Source organism: Mediterraneibacter agrestimuris (genome assembly GCF_943193195.1).
GTDB classification, from domain to species: Bacteria; Bacillota; Clostridia; order Lachnospirales; family Lachnospiraceae; genus Schaedlerella; species Schaedlerella agrestimuris.
On sequence record NZ_CALPDG010000001.1, the window covers coordinates 31,875 to 57,716 of the forward strand.

The window sequence follows — 25,842 nt, forward strand, 5'->3', positions numbered from 1 at the left end:
GCAGCACTGATTATACTCGTATCTGCAATCAAGAAACTGCTTATAGAATAGCATATCTGCGAAAAAAAAACATCTGCCAGCTTTCATCCACGGACAGATGCCATTATCCATTTTACATACTTACCCCACAAAACGATATCCACTATTTACAACAGTTTCTATGTACCCCTCTCCAACTTTTCTCCGAATCTGGCTGATCACATTCACTACTGCATTCGCAGTACGCAACCTACAATATTGTAATATTAATATAGAAAAAATCTAACCTTACTCTTTTAACAAAAATAGAAAATTGTGCAAAAAAAAATGCTATCTTAAAACATTACATATTAAAGCGGACAGGAATGACTATCTTAAAACATTCCTGTCCACATTAACGTCACTTCTACACCTCTTTATTTTATCTACCATAATACAAAAAGAAGAACATATCTTTTGAACGAACTACATTTTAGTATTCAAACAAGCTCAACCCCTTTCTCTTTGCTATCTTTTCCCTGCTGTTTGGCAATGATCTCCTTATTGATTTTTAATCGCTCATGAATAGACTTCCTCTCCGTTTGCACAGTTTTCGACTTTTCATTCCCAACAGATGCTATTGTCTTCCCTGTTTCCATTTCTGATTTTGATACCGTGGTCGGTTCTACTGATCTCTCTGGTGCTCTTTCTTCCAAACTGCAGAAACTCTGCAAATATGGCAGCACATGCTCCTGCATATCCGTAAGATCTGCCATATATGCCTGAAAGGATTCTTCGCCCTTACCCTTTTGGTAATTCAGCCAGCTTTCATCGTTCAGTTTCATCTCATTCTGGTTCTTCAACTGGCTCACAATACCGCCGTTTCCATCTCCGATATTGATTTTTCCTTTTAATTCCTGCATCTGATCACGATCCGGGTAATAAATTGTAAAGTACATCTGTACAGTTTTCTCCGGCATTCCCGTCTTAGGGTCCGCTTTTGAAGCCAGCTCTGCATCCATTTTGGCTGTAGTTTCATCCAGAGTTCCAAGCTTCTGATAACCGGAAAAGTTCATTTCCTTATCCTCACAGAAATTGATGTGGACAACCGGTACTGCTGTCTCCGGTATCTCAGGCTGATAGGCTTTCAGTTTCTCCAGAAGTTCTTCTGCCCGTGGAGACTCTTCACATTCCTCATCTATAATATCTTTCAAGAACGGAATGTACTTATGGGCATAACCACATCTTAATTCCAATGCGACAGTTTCCACCATATCTTCCTCCGGGCTAAAGTTATCATGATAATCATAATGGTCAAAGTCTTCCGCTAATTGATCCAGTGCCGCCGCCAGTTCATCCGCAGTCATTTTCTCCGGATAATAATGGACATTCAATTCCTTTGGAGGATAATACCGAAAATCAGGGAACGCCTCTACAATCTTTTCCAGTGCTTCATGTACCATTGGAAGTGCTGCCAGAAATGCCACATCATCCAGGTTGTCTCCCCGGATAGATTTCCTGCTGACCAGAGATACCTCCGCCTCATCATAAAAAGTATCATTCGGGTCACGGTAAATAATTCCCATGCCGTTTCCATAGTAACTTAACGTAGGGTCATCAATGATTTCCCGGTATTTTGCAAGTATCTCATCCAGATTGGTACTCTTATAAATGTTGCCAAGGCTATGGTATTCATCACATTCTGCAGCATAGTATTCCAGATACGGCTCTTTCTTTGGCGGCATATTGTTCAGGACGTTATCGATCATATTGTAGTTTGCCTCCTCCAACTCTTCTACTTTCGCCAATGGCTTGTACTCCTCACTGGCTTTCATCTGCTCCGTTTTTTCATCCAGATACCGTTCAGATTTTTCAAGAAAATCTTCTAACGTACCAGTCTTATCCGGTCTGATCGGGTTCATATCCACTTTCATATTACCAGTCTTATACCCTGCTTCATTCAATACGGAAAACAAATCATCCTCCCGGACAGTTCCCTCATAAGCAATTACCACATCCACATCAGAATCCTCTTTATATAGCCCATCCCTTGTACGGCTGCCGTACACACGCACAGCCTGTATCCTGGCATCCAAATCATTTTCAATAATCTCTGCCTGTGCAATCGCCCATACGGTCTCTTCGATTTCTGACCGGCTCATTCCATTTAATCCGGCTTCCACTTCCGTATGATCCGAAATAGCCGGCACCCGTTTTCCCTGACTTCTTGCTTCCTGAAGGATCTCTGCCTCTACTTCTTCCGCTTTTTCCTGAAGTTCATCATAATCTACCGGTATCCTTTCTAACTGCTCCAGCCCTTCATCTTCTAAAATATTCTGAATAGCCTGTCTCATAGAAATATCCGGATCCTCCAAAATGCCTCCGTCCATGAGTTTATACTCCTTATCATAAAAGGAATAATCATATCCCTCTGTTGCCACCTGAATTGAAAAGTATTGATCCCCGATCCGGTAAGCCACTTCCTCCTGGTTCATTTCCGGCTCCAATTGCAGAAAATCCGGCAATTCACGGAAGCTGATACTGTCTACAAAATAGGCTTTTACATTTCCATTTTCATTGAAGACTACAATATCGCTTACCGATAAGGAATGCCCGGTATAATCCGCCGGATGGGCAATATTGAATTTCTCATACAGAGAATCCAACGTGTCGCCATAAAGCATTTTATCGGAATAGATTAACTCATAGTCCTCTTTTTTCACCTGATACCCATGCCTTTCAATGAAATTCAGATCCATAAATTCATATTCTCTGCCGGGGCTGCCCTCAACGATCTGGTATATTCCATATCTGTTTTCTGTCCCCAGAAGAAGTTTCGCCTCTTTCAATGACTTTATCTGTGGATACTCCTGCATCCGTTTTTCCAACGTCCTGATCCGTTCCACCTCCTCTCTCTCCATCTGATAATGCTCCGGTCCTCTTTCAATCTCCATCCGTTCCCGCACCGCAATCGGTCTTGGATAAGTGGTAATCAGATATACGGTCTCCCCCGCATCGAACATCCTTAATGCTTCATCTCTATCCAGATCTGTCATTGGAGGCTGATACAATCCAGCTTCCTCAAAATCTATTTCGTCCTCCCGCTCCTGCATACGCTGCCATGCCTCTTTTTCAATTCCATAGAGACCTTCATGTTCCAGTATCATCTCTCTGCTGGCATAGTCCCCATGGGAACCATCTGACTGCAGGCAGTACACCTTTTCCCCGACACGATGAAGCTCCAGTGCCATCTCCTGACGAAGAGGAAACATATCATCTGCGGTATAGCCATATCTCTTTAGTTCTGCCATACCAACGGAACGATCCGGGAATTCGTCAATTTCCTCTCTTGCATCCCTCAGAATTTCTTTCACCTTCTCTTCATCCGAGGAACGGACAGCATCTGCAAGATCTCTGATCATTTTCCTGATATCATAATCATCCCCAGTCATAGCCGCATATTCCAGAACCTGTTCTTTCTGTTCCTCTGTAAATAAAATGTCTTCCCGCTGTTCTGCCCGCTCCATCTGTCTCTGGGCATAGTCCCGAATTTCTTTTTCTGCCATTGTCATAATCCTGTTCATTGCCATACGCATTTTCCTCCCTATCGTCAAATTCTTCTGGCAAGTACAATCAGCCTGCCGTTTGTGCTGGAATATTCACAGGTAGATAAAGAAAGCAGCTCATCATCCTCCCTGACGGTAACACCCGTCGGATAAAGCTGATAAGCTGCCATCTGCTGTAAATAATCCATCTGCTGTTTTCGTGTTTCTTTGTGTAAAAAATCATAATAACCACCGCTTTGTGCCACATTTGTCACATACACAGCAGCTACTTCATACTGGTATTTCTGGTTTTCCAGATATAGTGTGATCTCCTTATGCTCATAATAAAACTCTTCTTTTTTATATCCATGCAATTGCTTGAACATGCTGCCATCTTTCATTTGGTGACCATAAATAATCAAATGTTCCTGCCCGGCTTCAATATCATTCCGGCAGTCCAACATCAGTGTTCCACAGATAGCATAGTTTTTTTGAAAATCATGATGAAGATAAAACTCATTGTCTTCTCCCTGCACGACCGGATAACTGATATCAGTTCCATCAATCTTCAGCCACCCGATGCAGTCTGAATTTTCATCCAGCAATGACTGATAATCAAAGTCATCTATCTCTGTCGTTGGATTATCCTCATTAGGTTCTGTCTCCTCTTCCTGTGTATCCTTCTCCGGAAACGCTATCTCTTCCACCTGCCGGTAATTCTGTCTGTTATCATAGGAATCCTGCCAGTAATCCAAGAGGAATTTCCCGCATATCAACGAAACAACCAGAAACACAGTCAGCATCATATTTTCTATTTTTCTCACATAGCACCTCCTTCCGGCATGAAAAAACCGGCAGGTATTTCACTGCCGGCGAATATAGGTTATAAACCATGATCGAATTTAATTACTTTTGAGTTCCATTGTCATATTGATAAAATTGCTTGATTGCATTTGCAAAAAAATTAGATGCCCCTTCACCATAATCTGCATCAATTTTTTCTCGCACCCTCATATCACGATATGATTCTGCGACAGAAAGCATAACTGGTTTTTCATCTTTAATCTGATAAAGCATTTTCATAATAAATCCATACTCTGCTACTGCTTCTTTGATTTCAAAAGAATCCAGTGGATACTCTCTTCTTGCCAATAATTTTCTCAAAACTGTATCGATTCGTTTATTAAAGCATTCTGCTGTTTCCTTACTGATTGGATTGTTAGCAAAAGACAAAAATGCTTCTTTACTTCCATACCACTCGATAACTTTTGCATATCGCTCCTGCATATCTTTTGAAGACATAACCTCAATATAATGCTGTTTCCATTCCTCTTCACTTCCAAACTCGTTAATTGAAATCTTTCTTATATTCTCAGGCATATGATCAAACATAGTCTGAAACATTTCTTCGATTTCCTTCTCATTGAATACTGAAAAATCCATTTTGTTCTCTCCTTTTAGAATATCATCAATACTTGCAATTAAACGCTCCATGCGTTCTTTTTTTGCAACAAGCATTTTTCTCTGCATCTGCAGAATTTGGTTTCTATCAAAATCAGGAGATGTTATAATAGATTTTATTTCTTTTAAAGGAATATCAAACTCACGAAAAAACAGTATTTGCTGTAATGTTTCTAAAGCTTTATCATCATAGAGTCTGTATCCCGCCTCACTCTTTGCTGTCGGCTTCAATAATCCAATCTCATCATAATAATGAAGTGTACGTGCACTGATCCCTGTAATTTCTGCAATTTCCTTTACGGTCATCATTATCATTATCCTCCTGTCTTTGATAATCTGAATATACTCTATGACGTTCCGTGAAGGTCAATACTTTTCTTTAAAATTTCTGCGCTGAAAAACAGAATCGTTCCACTCAAAGAATAAAAATTATTCAGCTCTACAAACTGGAAGTTATCGTTTTCTATATGTGAATACAATTCCAATTACAGAACCAATAAAAACGAATGGCGCCAATCTTACAAACAAAAATTCAAAGCCATGTAATAGAGTACTTGCAATTGCCAACTCCGGATCATTAAAATCCCAAGTCAAATATTCACTATTCATAGCTGCAAAAGCAATAAATACTACTACAATGATCGCACACACTATAATGAGCAGACAACGAATTGTTCGAACTCTCATCTCACTTCTTTTCACAAGCTGAAGATTGATAACTTCAAGTTTTTCAGAAATATTCTTTAAACTTCCTTCATTCAAACTTTCTTCCTGTATAGTTTCTCCGAGCAAAGTACTTACAGAAGTATCAAATTCTTCTGCTAATGAGACAAGTAAACTTGAATCAGGAACCGATAATCCTTTTTCCCATTTAGATACTGTTTGCCTTACTACATTTAGCTTTATAGCCAGCTCTTCTTGAGAAAGCCCTTTTGCTTTTCGCAGATTTCTAATATTTTCATTTAACATAACCTGTGCCTCCTTTGTTTTGATACATCTATTAAATATCAAAACAATCGTTGCCACAAGCAACGCAAATTAACATCTATTGTTATTGCATAAAATTCTAGGCACTTACATGTTTTCAATCTCTCTGTAAAGCTAGAAGTTGCATTGCATCATTCTTTTACTCCATAATTAGATACAGCAATTTCACTTGGACTTTTTTATAACTAAGTTGTAATTACTATCATAGTGCAGTCCAAGCTCTCTGCACATTCTATCGTTCACCTTATCTAAGGCTTTCTTATATTCTGCATACTGCGGCGACAGAACCATCATGTTAGGAATGAATATATCATTATATCCTTTATCCTGGAACTCTTTCTGCATTTTTCTCTGTGCGACAAACGAGGGATGGTATTTCATGATACCAGTTTTCATTTTAGCACCATTCCATACCATTTTTTTTAATCTTTCGTATTCGCTTTCACTCATATCACGATAATGGGCTATCATCTCATCAGCAGTTCTTTTTTCTTGAATAATCCCACCTGCCAACTTCACACCCATTCCCATAATAAAAGGAACTTTCAATGTAGTTTCATCACAATACTCTAATATATTCCTTAGAGCTTGCTTCTGCTCCGGCGTTCTTAATCTTACATTAAGAAATGGTTTGAAGTGACTTTTTAAGTAATCGCCCCATTCTTTTCCCGGTAGCAAAGACTCAATTGCATTTTCAACAGTCTGGTAATCAAGTAACTCATTTGCTTTATCTGCATTACCATCATCTATGAATTGCCTCAAAGCTTCAAGTTCTGATTCTTGTAAAGCTTTTTCCTCCAATTTTTCTTGGTAAATACGAAGAAGAATGCTTTTGTCTCCACTTTCCAAAAGACTTTGTATATCTTTAATACCAATACCGAGCTTTCTATATACTGAAATCTTTTTTAAAGTTTCAACATCTTGTACGGAATAGTTGCGATAACCGTTGCTATCTTTATCTACTGACAGCAATCCCTTTTCTTCATAATACTTAACTGCACGCTTTGTCATTCCGACTTCATTTATAATCTCGTTCAATAACATCGGAAACACCTCCTTGTGGTGATAGTATAAGGGTGTACGCTGCGTACAGGTCAAGAGATTTTCGTACTTTTTCAATTTTCTTATTCAAACCGGGAGTTGCTGTTCTCCATTTAACAGAGAATGCATCTTCATATCAATCACTTTCCCGTTCTTTATGGCATTGCTTGTGTGCAAATGCTTCAGCATAAATACGATGTGGACTCTATTCGCCCATTTATAATATCCAAATTTCATGCCCTTTTCATAGTTTCCAATCAAACAGATATCACCTGGGTATCACGAATGCTTCTCCTTAATCGCCTTATCTACATGGTGCTAGCACCATGTAATTAAAGTTTAACATCTGGTATTTTATAAGCCTTGATTTATCTAACTCTTTAACCTGAAAATAAAGTGGTCAATCAACTTTATCCTCTGTTGCTGCAAATCATTCTTGCATATTTATTCTTTGAATCTTCAACAACACGAATCTCCCCCTGTTTAATATAATACTCTATTCTTCGATTGTACCACCAGTCTCCCACTCCAATTTGCGACTGACCAAGGATATCCCCAATCAGTCTGGCCTCTTTCAATGGAACATTTTTCAGCCTTTGCCATATTAGGAAATCATAGAAATCTTCTGGAACGCTAAGAACTTTGCCATTAACTACCGCGCGAAGCGGGCTGTTCTCTTCAATCAATTCACTCCATAACATAGCATACATACGAACTTCTTCTTTTGAAAGCGCTTTTTCATATGGTAAAAATCCTGCAAATTCTTCTGCGGATACCTCACTCCAACTTTGGTAAGAGACAATGCAATTCTCCCGAACGATATGCGCTGGAAGCTTTACTGCTGATATTTCGTTTTTATACCCTTTTAATATCTGGCACAAGCTATAAAAACCGCATCTGGAATAGGGAGTATCGCTGTACCATATCCTGACAGCTTCTCCGTGATCCAGAAATTCCATCAATCGATATAATTCTTTTACATAAACATCTCCGGCATTTTTCAGTTCTTCCTCTGTCTCTCCATCCTGTTCCCACTGATTTTGCGCATACATAGAATAAATCAATTCCCTGCGGTAAAGACTATCCATTTGCTCTTTGATGTTTCCAATATCTAGCATAAAGCCAAGACAAATCACTTCCTCCGATGTCCCCTCTATCCATCCGGTAAAAGGTTTTTGTGGCGGCGTCTTTTTCCCTGCCATCCATACAGAAACAGGACCATTAACCTTACCAACCACTATTTTATTTTTTGCTGCTTTCATGGAACCGGCTTCGCTCTCACCAAACAATATTTCAATCATTAACCCCATTTCCTCCCTGGCTAAACTCACTTTTGGATACATTATCCAAATACCCTTGTCTCCTCGACTTCCAATTTGTTCATTTCAAGGGGCATAACCCTATGCCCCTCATTTTACACCTTATAACCTGTCTTGTATATCAAAAGATTACCCGATACACGCTTCTGTGGTTCTCACTGCAGCCTCTTTCACATCCTGTTTCTGGCTGTTCTGCTTGATGGCACTAATTCTGTCATGAAGAGACTGGTGTTCCTCTTTCTCCTCGTCCTGTTCTTCCTCCCCTTCCATCACAGTTTCCTTTTCATCCATGTTCAACAAGGCATTCAGTTCCGAGAGACGTTCCAGTTTCTGGTTCAGTTCTTCCTCTTTCGGGAACGTTTTTTTCACCTCTTCCATCGCATTTTTCAGCTGTCCCTGCACCGTCTCAAGCTTACGCTCTGCTTCCGCCAGTTTTTGCGGGATTGCTTCCAATGCGTTATTGATCCTGATGATATTACCATTTTCATCGGAACCAAGGCTGACACGATATACATTTTCATTTTTCAGGGAAAGAATAAATTCCTTGTTCCAGGAATCAAACTTTAGTCGGATAGAAAATCCTTGATACTGTCCGACATTGATTATGGCATCTGCCTGTTTCATGGACTGGCAGACAGCAAGAAGGGCTGCTCCTGCCTCTTTTTTCTCATAAAATACCGTGCCGCCGACTTCCATCACAAATTTCTCCGGATCTGTGATCTTATTTGCCTGATACTGCACCAGATCCACTTTGTACCCCTCAATGCTTTCCTTAAGTACTGCTATCTGTTGCGGGAAATTCTTTGCAATATCATCTTCCAGCCGATAATGGTTGCTCACAAAATTCGCTTTCAGCAGTTTCAGCTTCGATACTTCAACATCCAGTGCCATTTTTTCCTTAATCGCCGGATTCCCTGTTGCCAGGGCTTTTACTTCCGCATAGGATAATGCCGTATCGTCCACATCCTCGCAGCTTCGTACCGGAGATTTGCTGGTCATGATCTGGGAAATGAATTTCTGCTTACTTTCGATCAGCTGCCACATGTAACTGTCGAAGGTTGCTTCCGTCACATACCGATAGATATGCACTTTCTTATTCATATTACCCTGACGGATAATACGCCCTTCCCTTTGTTCCAGGTCAGAAGGCTTCCAGCCCACATCCAGATGATGCAGGGCAATCAGACGGTCCTGCACATTGGTTCCGGCACCCATTTTTGCTGTGGAACCCAATAAAAAACGAACCTGTCCGGATTTTACTTTACTGAACAGCTCCGTTTTCTTCACTTCCGTATTGGCATCATGGATAAAAGCAATCTCTGCTTCCGGTACTCCTTTTGCCATGAGTTTCTTCTTTAAATCGTCATAAACATTGAATGTCCCATCCCCTTTCGGTGTGCTGAGGTCGCAAAAAATGAGCTGGGCTGACCGTTTTGATGCCGTCTCTTTCCAGATAGCAAAGCTCTTCTCCACACAGGCACAGATTTTACTATCCTCATCATCCTGAAGCAATGGATTTACAAGACGCTGATCCAGTGCCAGCTTCCTTCCATCATTTGTCACTTTCAGCATATTGTCAACAGAGGAATCCACACCGCCGTCCCGGATTACTTCTGCACGTTCTCCAAGGCTTTCCACAATCTCTTTCTGGTGCTCGGATGGTTTTAAAACCACCGTTTCATATTCCGCGTCCGGCACCGGAAGTTCCAGCTGGTCTGCCGTCTTAATGTCAGCAATCTCCTTAAACATGCTCATCAGTTCCGGGATATTGTAAAATCTGGCAAATCTGGATTTTGCCCGGTATCCGGTACCCTCAGGAGCCAGCTCAATACTGGTCACAACCTCACCAAAGGTGGATGCCCAGGAATCAAAATGTCCCAGCCCCATCCGGTTCAGTTTGCCATACTGCAGGTAACGCTGCATGGTATAAAGTTCCGTCATGCTGTTGCTGACCGGTGTACCCGTTGCGAATGTAATGCCTTTCCCGCCGGTGATCTCATCCAGATACTGGCATTTGCTAAACATATCTGCCGATTTCTGTGCTTCATTCTGGGCAATGCCTGCCACATTCCTCATTTTTGTGTAAAGGAATGCATTTTTGTAATAATGGGCTTCATCCACATACAAACGGTCTACCCCCAGTTCTTCAAACGTTACCACATCATCCTTTTTCTCTTTGTTCTCCAGCTTTTCCAGACGTCTCCTGAGACTTTTCTTTGTCTTTTCCAGCTGTTTTACCGTAAAACGGCCGCCATCACTTTCCAGCTTTGCCTGCTGAATCCCTGCTTCCAGCTCTTCGATCTGCTCTTCTATGATCTTTTTCTGGCGTTCTTCCGATAAGGGGATCCTCTCAAACTGGGAATGCCCGATGATCACTGCGTCATAGCTGCCCATTGCGATTCTGGCACAGAACTTTTTACGGTTTGCCGGTTCAAAATCTTTTTTCGTTGCCACAAGGATATTGGCTCCCGGATAAAGCTGTAGAAACTCTGCGCCCCACTGCTCCGTCAGGTGGTTGGGAACTACAAAAAGGCTTTTCTGGGCAATACCAAGACGTTTGCTCTCCATAGCTGCAGCTACCATCTCATAGGTCTTTCCACTTCCCACTACATGGGCAAGCAGGACATTATCCCCATAAAGCTGATGGGCAACGGCATTTTTCTGGTGCGGGCGGAGCTCTATTTCCGGATTCATTCCCGGAAAGGTCAGATGGCTGCCATCGTATTCCCTGGGACGGATGGAATTGAAGCGTTCATTATAAATCCGGCACAGCTTTTCCCTCCGTTCCTGATCCCTGAAGATCCAGTCCTTAAATGCTTCCTTGATTGCATCCTGTTTCTGGGTTGCCAGCATCGTTTCTTTTTTATTCAACACACGGATTTCATTTCCCTCTGCATCCATCTTTGTGTCATAGATCCGGACATCTTTTAAATTCAGGGTTTCTTCCAGAATCTTATAGGCATTGATCCGGCTCGTACCATACGTTGCCGTGGTCAGCACATTCCGGTCACTGTCCGCATTTTTACCGCTGATATTCCATGCACCGCTGGCTTCCGAATACCGGATATCAATTACCCTTCCAACCAGATACCCCGGGGTATCAAATATTTCTTCCATAAAATCCCGGTATATTTCCGGAGCGATCCATGTAGCTCCGATTCGGACTTCAATCTCTGATGCATCCAGGTCTACCGGCTGCACCTGCTTAAGGGCATGTACATTGCTGGTAAATTCCGGATGGTTTTCTGCAAAGATTTTTGCCGTTTTCAGCTTCTCCCGGACATTCCCGGATAGATATTCATCCGCTGTCTCCCATTGCCCGTTGACCGGATCCCGAAAGATTACTCCTGTCAGTTCTTCTGCAACTTTCTCTTCCGTCTTACCTGTCAGCCCTGACATATAGGGAAGATCAACCCTTGCTTTTTCATTCAGAGAAATCGTCAGGGCTTCCGCCGCAGTTTCAACACTGGTCACAGCCACTGCTTTCTTAATCGTCCGCTTGGTAAACATATCCGCTTTCCGTTTCAATGTACCATCTTCATTAAGATCCTCCAACGAACAAAGCAGACAATAAGAAGAGTCATCGGAGAATGCCCGTTTGTTTGCATTGCTTCCGTTGACCCCATATTTTTCCGTATAAGCGTCATAGACCTGATTCAGTTTGACCTGAAGCTCCCGTATCGCCTCATCCGTTGCATTTTCCTCCATCTGCAGGGCGATCAAGTCCCGGACTACCTCACGGATCTCTACCATACCCTTTACACGTTCCGCTGTGGCTGCAGGCAGCTTCACCGGATTCATCAGGGAATTTACCCGGTAATAGATCTGGTCATCCACCACGGTAAAACTGTAGTTTCGGACAGACGGATCCGCAGGAATACTTTCCATGATCTCATCCAGTTCTGTTTCTGCCGTTACTGCCGAAACCATCGTTCCATGGATCTTCGCTGCGGCATCTTCCAGCTGTTCCGCCAGGTCTGCCCCTTCCAGCGGAAGGCAGGCAGTCTCCATGCCATAAGGTCCGGACACCTCTGCCATTGTTCCAAGTACCATTTCCGGATGGGTAATAAAATACTGGTTTATGGTAATCCCATTCTTATCCTCTCCAAGAGCAACCCATTCCGGCTCTTCCATGGAAATGCTCTCCCTCTTCTGGAAAAACAGAATGTCGGCACTGACTTCGGTTCCCGCATTCGCCTTAAAAGCATTGTTCGGAAGACGGACCGCACCGAGAAGTTCTGCCCTCTCTGCAAGATACTTCCTTACTTCCGACGATGCTTTATCCATAGTTCCCTTTGTTGTGATCAGGGCAGCCACTCCACCCGGTCGTAACTGGTCAATGGTCTTTGCAAGGAAATAGTCGTGGACCATAAAATTATACTTTTCATACTGGCGGTCATTCACTTTATAGGAACCAAAAGGGACATTTCCGATTGCCACATCAAAAAAATCATTGGGATAAGCGGTCTTTTCAAATCCTTTGATCTCGATATCAGCGTTCGGATAAAGCAGTTTTGCGATCCTTCCGCTGATGCTGTCCAGTTCCACTCCGTAAAGCCGGGACTGCTGTAACTTGTCTGGAAGCATTCCAAAAAAGTTTCCTACACCCATGGATGGTTCCAGGATGTTTCCCTTTTCAAATCCCAGATTCTGAAGCACCTGGTACATGCTCTCGATGATAACAGGCTGTGTATAATGGGCATTCAACGTGGATTCCCTTGCCGCCGCATATTCTTCTTTGGTAAGCAGATCTTTCAGTTCCTGATACTCGTCACTCCAGGAAGCTTTGCTTTCATCAAAGGCATCCGGCAAGCCTCCCCAGCCAACATAGTATGACAGGATTTCCTGCTCCTCTGGTGATGCATAACGGTTCTCGCTTTCACATTTTTTCAGAACCTGGATTGCCATCACATTGGCTCTGAATTTTTCTTTTGCTGTTCCGTAGCCCAGCTGGTCATCCGTGATATGAAAATTAACTGCCGGTATCTCAACAGACAATTCCCGTTCTCTTTGCCCATACTCATTCCAGACACGTTCCGATATTTGCCGGAAATAGATGGATTCATTTTCCATGATACTGTAGCTGACTTCCCGGAGTTCTTCCAGATTCGTCGCATTTTCGATATCCTCATGGTATCGAAAATAAAGGGCTTCCCGTTCCAGTACCATCTCCAGCCGCTCCAGTTCCGGTTCGGACATCCGCTCCCAGATATCATCTTTTTCCGTATGGATGGTGAACCCTTCCCCGCCATCGTGGTATTCCACCGTATAATGCAGGATATCCTGCTCCCCACGTATCTCACAGGTAAAATCATACTCCGTCGTCCTGCTCACAGAGGAATACTGGCGGTTTACTAAGACCAGGTTCTGCACATCTTCTGCCCTTAATGGCTGCCCATCTTCTTCCGGCTTATCTTCCACATTTTCTTCCGCATGAACTTCTTCATTAACCTCCTCAATTTCTTCCGGAACTTCCTCTGTTCCCAGTGACTGCTTTACCTCTTCCATATCAGCAAGCCGCTGTGCTTCCTGCCGTTCTTCATACTTTTCCAGTTCTTCCGGAGACAAAAAATCATCCATCCGGATCAGCTGCCTCGTCCTTGAAGCTGCCTGTTTCCACTTGACCAGTGTTGTCAGGCTTGGGTTGGCTATCTGTCCTTTGCTCAAACGGATCCCTTTTGCATCATGCCACTCATCGGAAAGATCGCTTCCCTGGATACCGGGTGTGCATCCTCCGTCTCCATACTCATGTTTTAAGAAGTCAGCTGTTTCTTTCTCATCGTGATGTTCCATGAAAAATTCATAGATACGGTTCCTTCCGCCAGCTACATTTCCACCTCTCCGTAAAACAGAGTCGATCTCATCCTGCGTAATAAAAGCCATTTCCGGCGGTGTTACGGTATCTTCCTGCCTACTCCAATCGAGAGTCCTTCCAAGGTCATAGACCCTCTGCTTATATATAGGATTATTCCGGATCTGGTACCTCATATAGTTTTCCGGATGACGTTCCATATCCCGTTCCAGTTCCACAAGCATCTGGTAATACTCCCTTGTCTGTTCCGGATCATCCAGACCTGCCCGAAATCTTTCGGTCGTTTCTGTATGGCTGTATATTCCCCTGATAGCCCCGGTATCCCGGAAATGAAGTGCCAGCTGGCTGGAAAGCTCATCACATTCCACTTTAATGGAATTTAGCATAATCACGTTGGAAACATAAGTCCCCGCATCATACATATCCTGAATGCGGTTTGCCGCTTCTTCCCAGGTAAGCATACGGTCATAATTGCGTCTTGCGGATTCCCCACGTCGGAAACGCATACCATCCCCGTCATACCAGACGCTGAATTTCTGTCCGGAAAACTCAAACCCTTTCCCGCCGGTACCATATTCCTGGATGAGAAAACTTCTCAGCTCCTCATGGTCAATTCCCTCCACAAGCTTTGCAGTGATATGGAATAACGTATTCTTCCGTCCGCTTCCGGTACGAAGCACATCCTCCACGATCTCATCCGAAACAAAAAAAGCGGCTGGCTGTGTGAGTGCAGCTGCCGCTTTCCTGATCTCTCCAAACTGTTCTTCCTCTGTGGGGAACAGGCTTAATTGTATATAATCTCCTGAACCACCATCTCCTCTGCCTGTGCCCTGATCCGGTTCATGTGACGGGTCCATGCCATGCTGTCGGCTGATTTCTCCGGTGCCGGGTCTTTCTCCAGAAGCTGTATACATGGACCACACTTGGCATAACAACAGTCGTAACATTCATCCTTTTCCAGTTCCTCCTGTGCCATTTCAGCCTCAAACATACTCATAAGCAGTTCATACGCAGTTTTTAATTCCAGATATTTCTCTTCTGCTTTTTCCATCTTCCTTTTAAATTCCGGAAGCATCTGGCGAAGAACTGGATGGAAATGTTCTTCTTCATCATCCCAGGCACAGGATGCCATCATGCATCTTGGAAATTTTTCATAACTTCCTGCATAATAAGGGCAATAAGAACAGCCCCTTTCCCGGAACATAGCCGGTGCAATAACCGGAAGCTGCCCTCTGATTTCTTTCGTAATCTGTTTGTTCTTGATTCGCTCTCTCATGTTCGTTCTCCTCCGTCTTTTTCTTTATGCAAAAGGGGATTCCCCCTGAATTGCCTGCTTTATCGCACATTTCGCAGCATTGCTGCTCAATGACCGTTAGCTGTCAAATACAAATCCAAAACAATTTTGGCTTTGTACTTTCCAGCTTTATCGCACAAAAAAAGGCAGGCTTACGAATTTGTTTTTCGCAAGCCTGCCTCAAATCTGCTACTCATTATCTTTTTACTATATACCGGATGGTCACATAGATTGCCCTCACAATATAATATGGGATCATAAGGCTTCCCAATAAACCACCCACAATAACACTCAATGCGATCATTCCAACAGTACCCCCAACATCATAGCCTCTGGGGATTAAAATGATACACATTTTATGTATTCCAAACGGAAGCCCTGCAAGGAACAGGAACATAAATAAATCTGTATTCCCGGTCACTCCCATAATCGTTTTTACCATCCAGAGCCAGAATGCCATAGCTGCCAGTGGTAACAATGCCTTTTTAATCACATCCACGATTGTCATTATGAACACGCTCCTTATTGTCTGCCCATTCCTCTAACAATTTAAAAATCACTTCTTCTATCTGCTCTTTTGTATAACTCTCCGGAAAAAACATCCGGAGCTTCTTTTCCGGCAGCTTCACCTGTAATTTCTCTGTTTTACCCTGGCAACAGATACGATCAATTTCCGGATATGTCAGTAAATGTTCCTTAGAACACTTCTTCATTTCCTGTGCCTGCTTCATGGACGGAACCATTTCATGGTTACCCATATACTGAAGCAATATATCCTGCTCCTCTTTTTTCAAATATGATAGTTCAACAGCAGTATTAAACGGGAGCTGTTTATGGTCAGCCATATCCAGAAGAACCGGAAGTAATTCCGTCAGATGGATATAAATTAGCGTCATAGGAGTAGTAAATCGTTTTGGGAACATCAAATATTCGGAAAAATCATTTTCCCTAACCCATTTCATGTACCGAACATTAACTCCATATTTCTCCCATACAATCCGTTCTTTTAGTTCTCCTAACGTTGCGGATATGCAAACCAAACAACTGGAAATATCTTTTAAAAATTTTACCAGCCATATGATTTGTGGATTGAAGGCGGAATCTTCCAGTAAGTAGTGTATTTCGTCGCAGACAACATATTGGTACCTACGATTCATTTCCCATATATATCCTTCTTGTTGACATAATAGTTGTAGTTTCTGGTAACTCATAATAGTAATGCCGTCAAATTCCTCTACATTTTCAAGCCACGTAAGTTCTGCTGGTAAATCTTGCTTTTCTGCAATCTCTTGTTTAATTTGCTCTTTCAGTAAAAAACGATTACTAAGATAGAGCAATTCCATATTCAAAGAGTTGACAAATGGTAGTAACTCCTTTAGAATAAATGTGGTTTTACCTGCACCTGTCGGGGCTTCTAAGAAAATGCAATCCCCGACATTCCAATTTTCATAATTATCCTTAATTACTTCTGACACATACATTGTTTCTGTCCTCCTTTATCTACCTCTATCATACTCCTTAAAGAGCATTTAAAATATCAGGCAGTTAGGAATATATGTATGATATATTCATGTAAAAAGTTCATTCTATTGTATATAATGTACAAAAACCTAAGTGCTTTAGCACTCAGGTTTTGATTTTATCCACTCTATTATTATTATTCTATACAAATCAAGCAGAACAGTAGGGTTACATTCATTTACTTGAAACAGATTCCATATAATCTGCGAAATGTTACAACAATCATATTTTATACAAAAATATTCTTTGCTATCTATTCCTTGGCTTTCTAAAAACGCTTTTTTTATCTTATATTGTAAAAATAGTACCTCCTCATCTAACTGATACCCTTTGTAATACTCATTCCGTAATATTTTATTAGCAACAACTTCTGCGGATACCCCTTTGTATTTTATTGATTTATCTTTATATATTTCATAATACATCATCTTTAAATTGTCTTCTGTAATGGACTCATAACGTGAAAGGTTATGTTCCATATACCATTGTAATAACTGCTGGATTTTTACTCGCTTTTCTAAATATCCATTATCTACAATTTCAACAAGAGGTATTTCTGCTGGATTTTTTAACAGTTCATAAATCGAAGCCCTAACGCTGTTTTCTTTTCTCGTTGTCTGACACATCAGTCTCCATTCATATTCTTGGTAAATATCATATCCTGTCTTATATTCTTTCCATTTCGATGATTCTGATAAATTTAATTCAAAAAATCTGTCATATGTATTCTCCAAAATATTACAAATCTCCTTAAAACTCTCCTTCTTTTTCAAATAACAGATTTCAAAAAAATTAAAAATACACCCTTCAATTATGCCTATTATCGAATATAATTCTAAAACATTTTTTTCTCTCAAATTAGTAGATAAATATTCTTCCGAAATTTTATCTATCCATTTGCGGATACTATCTGCAATTTCAAAAGAAATATTATCGTTATCACAATGTCGTTTCTTCAGCTTAAACTGCATTTCTTGAGCCGTTTCTAGCTTTTCTCCATCTATGGAGCTTTCATTTGGATTGTTTTCCGACACATAGTTGCAAAGATTCGTGAAATCCATATTCAAACTAGACTTTTTCAAATCTCGAAAAAAATTTTTATTCCAACTGGTACGGTCAGTTTCTATTTTATCATAGTAAATAATGCGGTTCTCCTCATATCGTAATGATGCAATCATCACCAAAAAATCTTCTATTTCTTTTTTTTGTGTTTCTGCAAGCCTATCTTCCTTGTATAAAAATCTCTGCAAGAACAATTTATCATCTGTCAAACCGAAATTGCTTTTTATAACCTGATTGAGCAATTTTCTTACTTCATCTCGTTTGGTTTCTTTCACCTTACGGTCAGCATATTTTTGTCTTTTTTTCTCTAACGCTTCTTCGGAATAATCATGCTCAGTAGCACTTTCAGCCCTATATTCTGCTCGAAATTGGTCTCGCTTATCACCATGTTTTGCTTCTAATTTAAAATCATACTTTTTGGCTATTCTTGTAATAGCATTCTTTTTTATGGCATCCAGTTCTTTCGTGTTCATGTAATCACTAGCTCCTTATGGAAGATTTTATCAAATTATAATTAGGAAAATTTTTTCTTCTATTATATATTAAAATCGTGTACATTTTTTCCATAACATTTCATTCATACATAACTTAATGAGGCACGCATTCACGTGCCTCATCTTATTTAATTTTCCCTGTGCATAGACACACATCTTATCTATATCGTCTGCGTAATTTCTTTTTCTAAGGTTTCAACCTCATCTAAGGTCAAACCAAAATAATTGGCAATTTCTTCTTTTGCCAATTTTTCATCTCTTAATATTTTTAAAGCAATTTCTTTTTTCTCTTCACTGATTAACTCTTCGATAATCTTACACATAGTTGATACAAAATTCCCCTCCATATCAGCTTTTTTATCATTATCTTATCATTTCCTTTTTTTGATTTCAATATTGCCCTTAGTCAGATTCTGCAGCAATAGAAGAGTAGGAGAGTAGTGACCTTTTTTAATATGTGATTCTGTTTTGTCTCCAGTCATAATAATAGGCATGATTTGATAATCGTTCATCTTCTGTTACCTGTTCCTCATTGACGTTTCTTACCATAGTACTTAGTGTTTCCATGTCGTATCCATCAGTATCTTTCACCAAAATCAGCTCGTGGACACTAGACGGCAAAATATAGAAATTCTGTTTTCCAACTATTTTTTGAAACATCTCGGCACACAGAAAGATTCCTGCAGCACCAAAATATTTTATTTGATTTGTCAGCACATACATAGGTTCTGCTTCTTCTATTTCTTCTTCAGCATCTTCGGTAATACCCAAAAGATTTTCTTTGACTACACTGTTAAGACTTCTTACCCGATAGCCATCCGTTTTCAAATTTTCAACTGCCTGATGATGAATTTCATACTCACTGACCTTCCATGATTTTACCATCTGTTTTGTAATCTTGATACTTCCAATTCCCACTTCCGTAACACGAATAACATAAAGGATAAGAAAATCCAAGTATTCCTGATAGAAATATTTCCCTTTCAAATCCTCATTTTCTTTCGCTGACACAAGCATTGGATATACCTTATTCTGAACTTTCTCCCAACGGTTCATATTTTCAATACTTTTTAACTCTGCCATGATTTTTTCCTCGTTCTCTTTCTGATGCTTATATACTACACAGATTTCTTCCACACACTCTGAAAATTCTTTCTCTTGTAAATATCTCTCAAAACATTCCTCCAAATAGATAATAGGCATCACTTGCTGCGGTTCCTGCGTTTTTCTGATAGAAAGACCTGTTTTTTCTGTTCCGTTAAGTTTCGGATTTGTAGTAATCTGTACTTCATAATCCTTTCCTAAATGCTCTTGTATCTTCTCTCTTATTTTCTCTACAAATGTTCTGTAATCCATAATCCACTTCTCCTCGTATTTTATCTCTTTCTACGCTATTTCTTCTCTGTATTCTGCATCCCAGATTTCTTCACCATGAATTTCACTCATATCATCTGACAGTTCCTTTTTGATTGTTTCATCATTGGACAGTGCCTTCCGAAAATCTGTCTTCAATGGTGCATATTTCAAAGCCTGTTTGATAACGGTTTTCTTCGCCATGCCAATATAATTGCTCTTCCAGGGACTAAAGGAAGAATCAAATGCTTTTGAATATTCCTTTGCATACGCATCCATTGCTGTTTTACTCATAACCTCAAATCCAAATCCTCCATTCACGAGTTTAAAGAACCCATAAAACAAACGAACTTCTCCTCGCTCTCCTAAAGTCGGGCAATGTTCCAGTTTCGGATTCAATCCTAATTCATAGGAAAAATCGTCATTTTCATAAACTGCCTGTGCTGATATAATCTGCACCTGCGGATTGCGGTAACTTAAATCAATCAGTCCTTTATAGCCAATCTGAAACTGACATTCCATTACTCCCTTATTGTTATAAGGAATCAGATATGCCTGTCCCAGTGGGGTATTGGGTTCCAATCCAAGTTGTGCTGCATTCATTAACGCCGCAAGAAAACTCATCTGCGTACATTCTCTTAACTTTGGTGTCATATTTAACGCAGACAATGCCATTCTTGTAAATCGTTCTGGCGTAATGACTTCTGGCAGAGCCTTTTTAATTTCCGGTTCCATAGCTTTAATTAAATCTGCAATGCTCATAGACTTGGTTAATTTTGTTTCGCCCTTTGTATTTTCAGCCTTTTTGGCTAATTCTTCTTTTATTCCCGTCATTTTCTTTGCCTCCTAAAAATATACAAAAATAAGAGGCAGACTGTTACATCCACCTCTTAATCTTTGTTCCCTCTATTCCTGTTCGGTTAAATATTTTTCTACTGCTTCCAGAAAAACCTTTGCACTTGCAAGCTGGTTCTCCGTTTCTGTTCTTCCTACTATGAAAAAATCGTCATAGTCCGATTTTTCTCTCAAAAAGGAACTGCTTTTTATAATTACGGATAATTCCTTATCCATGATACCTTCCTTAATATATTCCTTATTGAAATATGCAATCACTCCCGAATGTTTGGAAGAATCGAAACCTTTTAAAATATTCATAGCTCTCATTGCGTGAAAGATTGCATAATAGGAACGGTTTAAAGAAGTTTTATACTGACCAATCTTCAAGTTGTCCTCCGCTGCTGAAAGCATTTCTTTTGCCCGTTCCATACGGTATCCTGCCAGTTCTTTTAAGCTGCTTTCCACAAAACAACACCTTCCTCTCTTACATTCTTATAGAAAGGAAGAACTTCTCCCCATTTTTCTAACTGTTCTTCTCGAATATCAACGATTGAAAACACTCTGTTGTATTGAATATCCATTTCAGCAGACCAGCGGAGAAATTGTTCCTTCTCAATTTCTTCCATATCTTTTCTCATAATAATTGCAATGTCAATATCACTTTCTTCTGTGGCTTCATTCCTTGCAACAGAACCGTATAAGATAATCGTCTGAATATCATCACCAAAAATCAACCGTAGCCCATGAATCAGGTCTTCTTTCATTTTTTCAGATAACATCCGTCTCACCTCTTTCTGTGATAATTATTTTTACCCAAATAGTATTTCTGTATATCTACATATTATCATAACCAATTATATCAAACAATCCAAATATTCTAATTTAGACTGGTCAATAAAACTTCTTCCCAAACAGCATTGCCAAAAACTCTACAATCTGTGGTCTAAAAATCAAAATCAGTAAAATCAATACCATGAAAACCAAACAAATTTTTACATAATCATGTTTCATTTCTCTTTCCTTTCTTACGCTGCTTTTACCGTAAATCTTCGGCTCAACACCGATTTCTTATATTTCTCATAGATTTCCGGCTGTTCTTCTTTTAAGCGCTTCTCATCTAAACGGTTACTTTGCACTGCTTTCCATGACACTCGGTACTGTTCATTTTCTGCAATCTCTGCCTCTCCAAGATACAGTTTTAACTCTTGTTCAATCTGCCGTTTCTCCGTATCCATCTTCCCAATAATCTCTGAAAGTTCCTGACGCCGTTTTAATTTCTCATTAAATCCCGTCAAAGGAATAGTTTCTGAAATAGCCTGCTTATAATATTCTGCAATGACACTGTCCGCAAGTTTGGAACCGTCAGGGCTAGGTATCTGTCTTTTCAGAACATAATTCTGCCAAAAGTCCTCCTCAATCCGAATTAAATCCGCAATCATTTCCTCATCACGCTCTATCCGGTAATACTTAAATTCTTTCCCGTAAATTAAAACTGCGATATACCATGCCTCTGCACCGCAAACCGCCATATAATGAAGACATTGGATTTGGTAGGAGAGTGGAATTTTGCCATTTTCCCACTGTTCAATCATATAAGGACTTGCTGTCTTGCATTCTAACCCTGCATTTTCTCCTACAACCATACGGTCTACATCTGCAAGCATAAAAGGATATTTTTCGTGATAAAACATTGCATTGGCACGTCTGACCTTTCTTCCTGTTGCTTCTGTAAATCTTCGTGCCACATAATCCTCAAATTCCCTTCCCTGACGCATAGCCTCGTTGTCAATCTCTTCTGTTTCCTCTGAAATCTTATCCTGATACACCTGCATATTCGAAATACTGTGTATACGCCTTCATCAAATCAGTTTGTTCTTTCCCACTTAACTGACCGAGTTTCATTTGTAAATTATATATCCTACTTAAAGCAGTTTCCTCATTCATACCTTGTAATTCAAAAAGTAGGTTTTCTTTCAATTTTTCTATTTTTCCAAATCTTCTAATATATTCCTCGTCTATTAATTTTTTTAATTCTCCATATAATTTTTGAAAACATTCTTTTGATACCAAAAGGCATTCTGCATTATCATCCCCTCCAAACGCTGAAGGTAAATATTTTAAATCTCCATCATAACCGAATCTGCTCAATTATTCTCCGCTCCTTACTAATATCATCACCAATATAGTTATCTTGAAATGCACCTTTTTGTTTTATTGCACTTAAAACCACATGTCGCAAAAAATAAAATTCTTCATTTTTTTTATTTGCTTTGAGAGCAATTTCATCAAAACATCGTCTATCTATAATCAAATCTAGAAGTTTTTTATATGCCTGTTTATCTTCTATAAAAAAATACCATTTACCATCAGACATGTGCATCGTTATAACTGCTATCCTAATAAAATCAATGTTAACACATATTTCCTTTAGTGATACTATATTTGCTGAACAAATTTGTGTCAAAGTGCCATTGATATATACTCCATTTTCTTTAGAATCAACTAGTACTTGATTCTTCCTATCTACCATATCCATCTAAACTTTTCTCCTGTTTTTATATTTTAACGACTATTACTAATTTACTAATCGTTTGTACTAATCTTAGAATATTTTCTGAAGAATCCGTTCACATCCACTTTCATACTCTGGTTTTTGCTCTTTTAAAATATTTAATCGTTGAAAAACCCATTCTTCATTTGAATACAAATTTTGGTCTAAAATCATATCTGATATTGAATAACAGCCACTTTTTATTCCTAAACTACATTCATGGTGACAAATATGGATTCCTCCATCTACAGCTCTTCCCCATTCTATTCTTGCTGAAGGCATATCAATCTTTTCTCCGCACACATCGCATATCACATTCTTCTTGTAATTCATAGCCAAACCCTTTCTAACAGAAACATTTTTATAGTTTTAGATAATTATACTGCAACTATAAAAATATTACAATTAGAAAAATACAGTTTGGGAGTTTGTTATATGGATAAATTAAATTTTGAACGAATAGGAGAGAAGTTAAGAACAATCCGGCTATCTAAAAATCTGACACAAGAATATATTGCCAATGCAGTTGACATAAATACCAGCCACATCAGCAATATTGAAAACAATCGTGTCAAAGTATCTCTTTCTACACTGGTACAAATATGTAATGCTTTAGATACTACCGTTGACTATGTTCTTTCAGAAGAATATAATGATTCTTCTTCTGCTATCGAGCAGGAAATAATCCATGAACTGCACGCTTGTAACAATGAAACCAAAGAACAGATTTTGAAAATTATAAAGGCTTTACAGTAGTTATTTTGCTGTATAGCACTCTGACATCAACATTACAGCATACTGAAAACCTTTAATAAATCCTGTTTCTTCTGAAAAACTTGTCAGAGCAAATAATTCATCTCGAACTTTTTCATACTCCGTTTCATTCTGACAAAGCATACCTTTTTTCAAAAAAACTTCTACCGCCTTATCAATATCTTTTCTTGACTCTTTCAAATACTCCGTTTCTGATAATAAAAACTGATAGATTTCTTTTATTTTTTTATCCATAACTTTTCTTCCCCTTTCTTGGAACATATATAAGTTCCAAACCACAAAAAACAGCCAATGGAGTTTCCCCATTGACCATTTCCAGTGATTTTATTTCTTATAAATGTAAATGGGGAAATTTCTTAACGTCTTCATACATTGCCTGTATATCTTCTTCTGTAAGTAAATTCCCCATAGATACAATCACAACTCCTAAGCCCTTTTTTCCATACTGTTCTAGTTCTTGTACCATATAGTAATGGTAATCCAACCATTCCAATCGTGGTCTTACAAGAAAAACCGTATCCCCTAAAATTTCCTCTACATTTCTTTTGGAATACATCAGGTAATGAGGAATCCGTTTTATTCCCAAAAATTCTTTTGTTGGATATTTATTTCCACACCCGGATTCATAATAGTCCATAAGTTTTTTCTGATGATAAGCAAACACATATTTTCCAGCGTAATGCCGCTTGTCCAATTTATCCTTGATGCGAAACCACAAAGAGCGTTTAAATTGAAGCTCTGCCCTACACATGACTAGATGGTGCGAATCTTTGTAATATTTTCCAATACCATTCTGTTTACATGGAAAATAGATGATTTTGTTTTTATCATTTGCCAAAATAGCACAGGCATACGTCATCCATTCAAAAGCCTCTTTGCAGCCATCTACAAGCAGCATCTTTTCAGCCGGATGGTCATCATACGCCCACATGTGCTTGATAAATGGAAATTTCAAAACTTCGTAGGTTCTGCCTTTTTCATAGACGTTGTATTTCTCTATCTTTATTTTCTTTTGCATTTTATCCTTCCTCTCAGCAAAGCGATTCTGCGTTAATTGACTTTCCAAACCAAACCATGTCTGCCATTGCATCAACACATTTTTCTGCATAAGCTTTCAATTCTTCAATCTGCCAGTATGCTTGATATGCTCCGTTTGTGTATGCGATTGTATTGATTCCCATATGTATGTGCAGATGCTTTGTATCTGTGTGCACTGCAAATATTACTTGCCTTTCATTTCCAAAATATTGTGCAAGCCAATAGCCTAATATTTTTACTTGTTGCGGATTAAAATATAGAGTAGATTCTACTGAAAAAATGATATGGCGAATTTGTTTTCCTTCCATTTTTCCATAGAACTGTTTCACTGCGTAAAATTGTTCGATAATGTTCTTTTTATTTGTTATTAAAACTCCGTATCCACCGACAAGATTCATATCATCTAATCGCAAGATATAAGATATCACTTTATCTACTGCATCATAGTTTTCATACTGTCCTTTCGGAATCTCAACTTCTATTTTAGACATAATTTTTTCGCCTCCCTCTGTAATTCTATCTTATGCTTTTTCGGGATTTCTTCATCTTCTATAATTTTTGTACATAGAGTGAAAACTTTACATATCTGCTCCATAACATTCATCTTGTCCGTCCTATTATATATATCATCTAATATAATCGGTCTAATATAGTCACTTATATTTGTATTCGATTCTTTTACCTTTTCCATCAATTTATCATGGTCGCTTTTTTTGAGTTTGATTGTAACTTTAACTGTTTCTTCTGTCTTCATTTCCTGTGCCTCCGAATCTCTTATATTAACAGGTAATACAG

Annotated in this window: 26 protein-coding genes; 1 reads left to right on the forward strand and 25 read right to left on the reverse strand. The window is 39.4% G+C overall.

The features are described from left to right. Positions 1-458: 458 nt before the first annotated feature. The 21 genes from NFS18_RS00175 to NFS18_RS00275 all read right to left on the reverse strand — a co-directional run bounded on the left by NFS18_RS00175 (position 459) and on the right by NFS18_RS00275 (position 23,568). The gene (locus NFS18_RS00175; RefSeq protein WP_251386479.1) at positions 459-3,548 is read right to left on the reverse strand and encodes a YodL domain-containing protein; all 3,090 of its coding nucleotides are present in this window, start codon (positions 3,546-3,548) and stop codon (positions 459-461) included. Between the two features lie 20 nt (positions 3,549-3,568). After that, positions 3,569-4,327, reverse strand: a complete 759-nt coding sequence (srtB, locus tag NFS18_RS00180) for a class B sortase (protein ID WP_251386480.1) — start codon at positions 4,325-4,327, stop codon at positions 3,569-3,571. Positions 4,328-4,409: 82 nt separating this feature from the next. After that, a complete protein-coding gene (locus NFS18_RS00185; protein ID WP_251386481.1) occupies positions 4,410-5,273 on the reverse strand; it encodes a MerR family transcriptional regulator in 864 nt (287 codons plus the stop codon). A gap of 144 nt (positions 5,274-5,417) precedes the next feature. Beyond that, positions 5,418-5,933: a helix-turn-helix domain-containing protein gene (locus NFS18_RS00190; protein ID WP_251386482.1), complete on the reverse strand. Its 516-nt coding sequence runs from the start codon at positions 5,931-5,933 to the stop codon at positions 5,418-5,420. A gap of 183 nt (positions 5,934-6,116) precedes the next feature. After that, the gene (locus NFS18_RS00195) at positions 6,117-6,995 is read right to left on the reverse strand and encodes a MerR family transcriptional regulator (protein ID WP_251386483.1); all 879 of its coding nucleotides are present in this window, start codon (positions 6,993-6,995) and stop codon (positions 6,117-6,119) included. Positions 6,996-7,079: 84 nt separating this feature from the next. Next, entirely contained in the window at positions 7,080-7,253 is a 174-nt protein-coding gene (locus NFS18_RS00200; protein ID WP_251386485.1) for a hypothetical protein, read from the reverse strand. Between the two features lie 149 nt (positions 7,254-7,402). Beyond that, on the reverse strand, positions 7,403-8,302 hold the full coding sequence (locus tag NFS18_RS00205; RefSeq protein WP_251386487.1) for a DUF3658 domain-containing protein: 900 nt from the start codon (positions 8,300-8,302) through the stop codon (positions 7,403-7,405). 138 nt (positions 8,303-8,440) lie between these two features. Continuing rightward, positions 8,441-14,629, reverse strand: coding sequence for a DEAD/DEAH box helicase family protein (locus NFS18_RS00210; protein ID WP_408631542.1), 6,189 nt, complete (start codon positions 14,627-14,629; stop codon positions 8,441-8,443). Between the two features lie 278 nt (positions 14,630-14,907). Continuing rightward, complete coding sequence (locus NFS18_RS00215; protein ID WP_251386491.1) at positions 14,908-15,399, reverse strand: TnpV protein; 492 nt, start codon at positions 15,397-15,399, stop codon at positions 14,908-14,910. Positions 15,400-15,613: 214 nt separating this feature from the next. Then, positions 15,614-15,925, reverse strand: a complete 312-nt coding sequence (locus NFS18_RS00220; protein WP_251386493.1) for a DUF6050 family protein — start codon at positions 15,923-15,925, stop codon at positions 15,614-15,616. Next, entirely contained in the window at positions 15,903-16,898 is a 996-nt protein-coding gene (locus NFS18_RS00225) for a DEAD/DEAH box helicase family protein (protein WP_251386495.1), read from the reverse strand. Before NFS18_RS00225 ends, NFS18_RS00220 begins: the two co-directional genes overlap by 23 nt. 138 nt (positions 16,899-17,036) lie before the next feature. Continuing rightward, positions 17,037-18,473, reverse strand: coding sequence for a hypothetical protein (locus NFS18_RS00230; protein ID WP_251386497.1), 1,437 nt, complete (start codon positions 18,471-18,473; stop codon positions 17,037-17,039). A 182-nt stretch (positions 18,474-18,655) separates the two neighbouring features. Further along, positions 18,656-18,817, reverse strand: a complete 162-nt coding sequence (locus tag NFS18_RS00235; protein ID WP_251386499.1) for a hypothetical protein — start codon at positions 18,815-18,817, stop codon at positions 18,656-18,658. Positions 18,818-18,944: 127 nt separating this feature from the next. Beyond that, positions 18,945-19,850 carry a DUF5688 family protein gene (locus NFS18_RS00240; protein ID WP_251386501.1) on the reverse strand — a complete coding sequence of 302 codons (906 nt, stop codon included), beginning with the start codon at positions 19,848-19,850 and terminating at the stop codon, positions 18,945-18,947. A gap of 30 nt (positions 19,851-19,880) precedes the next feature. Continuing rightward, positions 19,881-20,681 (reverse strand): recombinase RecT, encoded by an 801-nt coding sequence (locus NFS18_RS00245; RefSeq protein ID WP_251386503.1) that lies wholly within the window; start codon positions 20,679-20,681, stop codon positions 19,881-19,883. Between the two features lie 72 nt (positions 20,682-20,753). Continuing rightward, positions 20,754-21,149: a HEPN domain-containing protein gene (locus NFS18_RS00250; RefSeq protein WP_251386505.1), complete on the reverse strand. Its 396-nt coding sequence runs from the start codon at positions 21,147-21,149 to the stop codon at positions 20,754-20,756. Next, entirely contained in the window at positions 21,134-21,463 is a 330-nt protein-coding gene (locus NFS18_RS00255; RefSeq protein ID WP_251386507.1) for a nucleotidyltransferase domain-containing protein, read from the reverse strand. Before NFS18_RS00255 ends, NFS18_RS00250 begins: the two co-directional genes overlap by 16 nt. Positions 21,464-21,709: 246 nt before the next feature. Beyond that, the gene (locus tag NFS18_RS00260) at positions 21,710-22,516 is read right to left on the reverse strand and encodes a YqaJ viral recombinase family nuclease (protein WP_251386509.1); all 807 of its coding nucleotides are present in this window, start codon (positions 22,514-22,516) and stop codon (positions 21,710-21,712) included. Beyond that, the gene (locus NFS18_RS00265; RefSeq protein WP_251386511.1) at positions 22,497-22,832 is read right to left on the reverse strand and encodes a hypothetical protein; all 336 of its coding nucleotides are present in this window, start codon (positions 22,830-22,832) and stop codon (positions 22,497-22,499) included. Before NFS18_RS00265 ends, NFS18_RS00260 begins: the two co-directional genes overlap by 20 nt. After that, positions 22,813-23,220 carry a hypothetical protein gene (locus NFS18_RS00270; RefSeq protein WP_251386513.1) on the reverse strand — a complete coding sequence of 136 codons (408 nt, stop codon included), beginning with the start codon at positions 23,218-23,220 and terminating at the stop codon, positions 22,813-22,815. Before NFS18_RS00270 ends, NFS18_RS00265 begins: the two co-directional genes overlap by 20 nt. A 66-nt stretch (positions 23,221-23,286) precedes the next feature. Next, positions 23,287-23,568 carry a hypothetical protein gene (locus NFS18_RS00275; RefSeq protein ID WP_251386515.1) on the reverse strand — a complete coding sequence of 94 codons (282 nt, stop codon included), beginning with the start codon at positions 23,566-23,568 and terminating at the stop codon, positions 23,287-23,289. Between the two features lie 102 nt (positions 23,569-23,670). Here NFS18_RS00275 and NFS18_RS00280 point away from each other — a divergent pair, with 102 nt between their 5' ends. Then, positions 23,671-23,991 carry a helix-turn-helix domain-containing protein gene (locus NFS18_RS00280; protein WP_251386517.1) on the forward strand — a complete coding sequence of 107 codons (321 nt, stop codon included), beginning with the start codon at positions 23,671-23,673 and terminating at the stop codon, positions 23,989-23,991. Here the strand turns inward: NFS18_RS00280 and NFS18_RS00285 are convergent, their stop codons facing one another. The 4 genes from NFS18_RS00285 to NFS18_RS00300 all read right to left on the reverse strand — a co-directional run bounded on the left by NFS18_RS00285 (position 23,992) and on the right by NFS18_RS00300 (position 25,801). Continuing rightward, a complete protein-coding gene (locus tag NFS18_RS00285; RefSeq protein WP_251386518.1) occupies positions 23,992-24,243 on the reverse strand; it encodes a hypothetical protein in 252 nt (83 codons plus the stop codon). It lies immediately after the preceding gene. A gap of 97 nt (positions 24,244-24,340) precedes the next feature. After that, positions 24,341-25,027, reverse strand: coding sequence for a hypothetical protein (locus tag NFS18_RS00290; protein WP_251386519.1), 687 nt, complete (start codon positions 25,025-25,027; stop codon positions 24,341-24,343). A 13-nt stretch (positions 25,028-25,040) separates the two neighbouring features. After that, positions 25,041-25,538, reverse strand: coding sequence for a relaxase/mobilization nuclease domain-containing protein (locus NFS18_RS00295; protein ID WP_251386520.1), 498 nt, complete (start codon positions 25,536-25,538; stop codon positions 25,041-25,043). Next, positions 25,526-25,801: a hypothetical protein gene (locus tag NFS18_RS00300; protein ID WP_251386521.1), complete on the reverse strand. Its 276-nt coding sequence runs from the start codon at positions 25,799-25,801 to the stop codon at positions 25,526-25,528. Before NFS18_RS00300 ends, NFS18_RS00295 begins: the two co-directional genes overlap by 13 nt. Between the last annotated feature and the right edge of the window lie 41 nt (positions 25,802-25,842).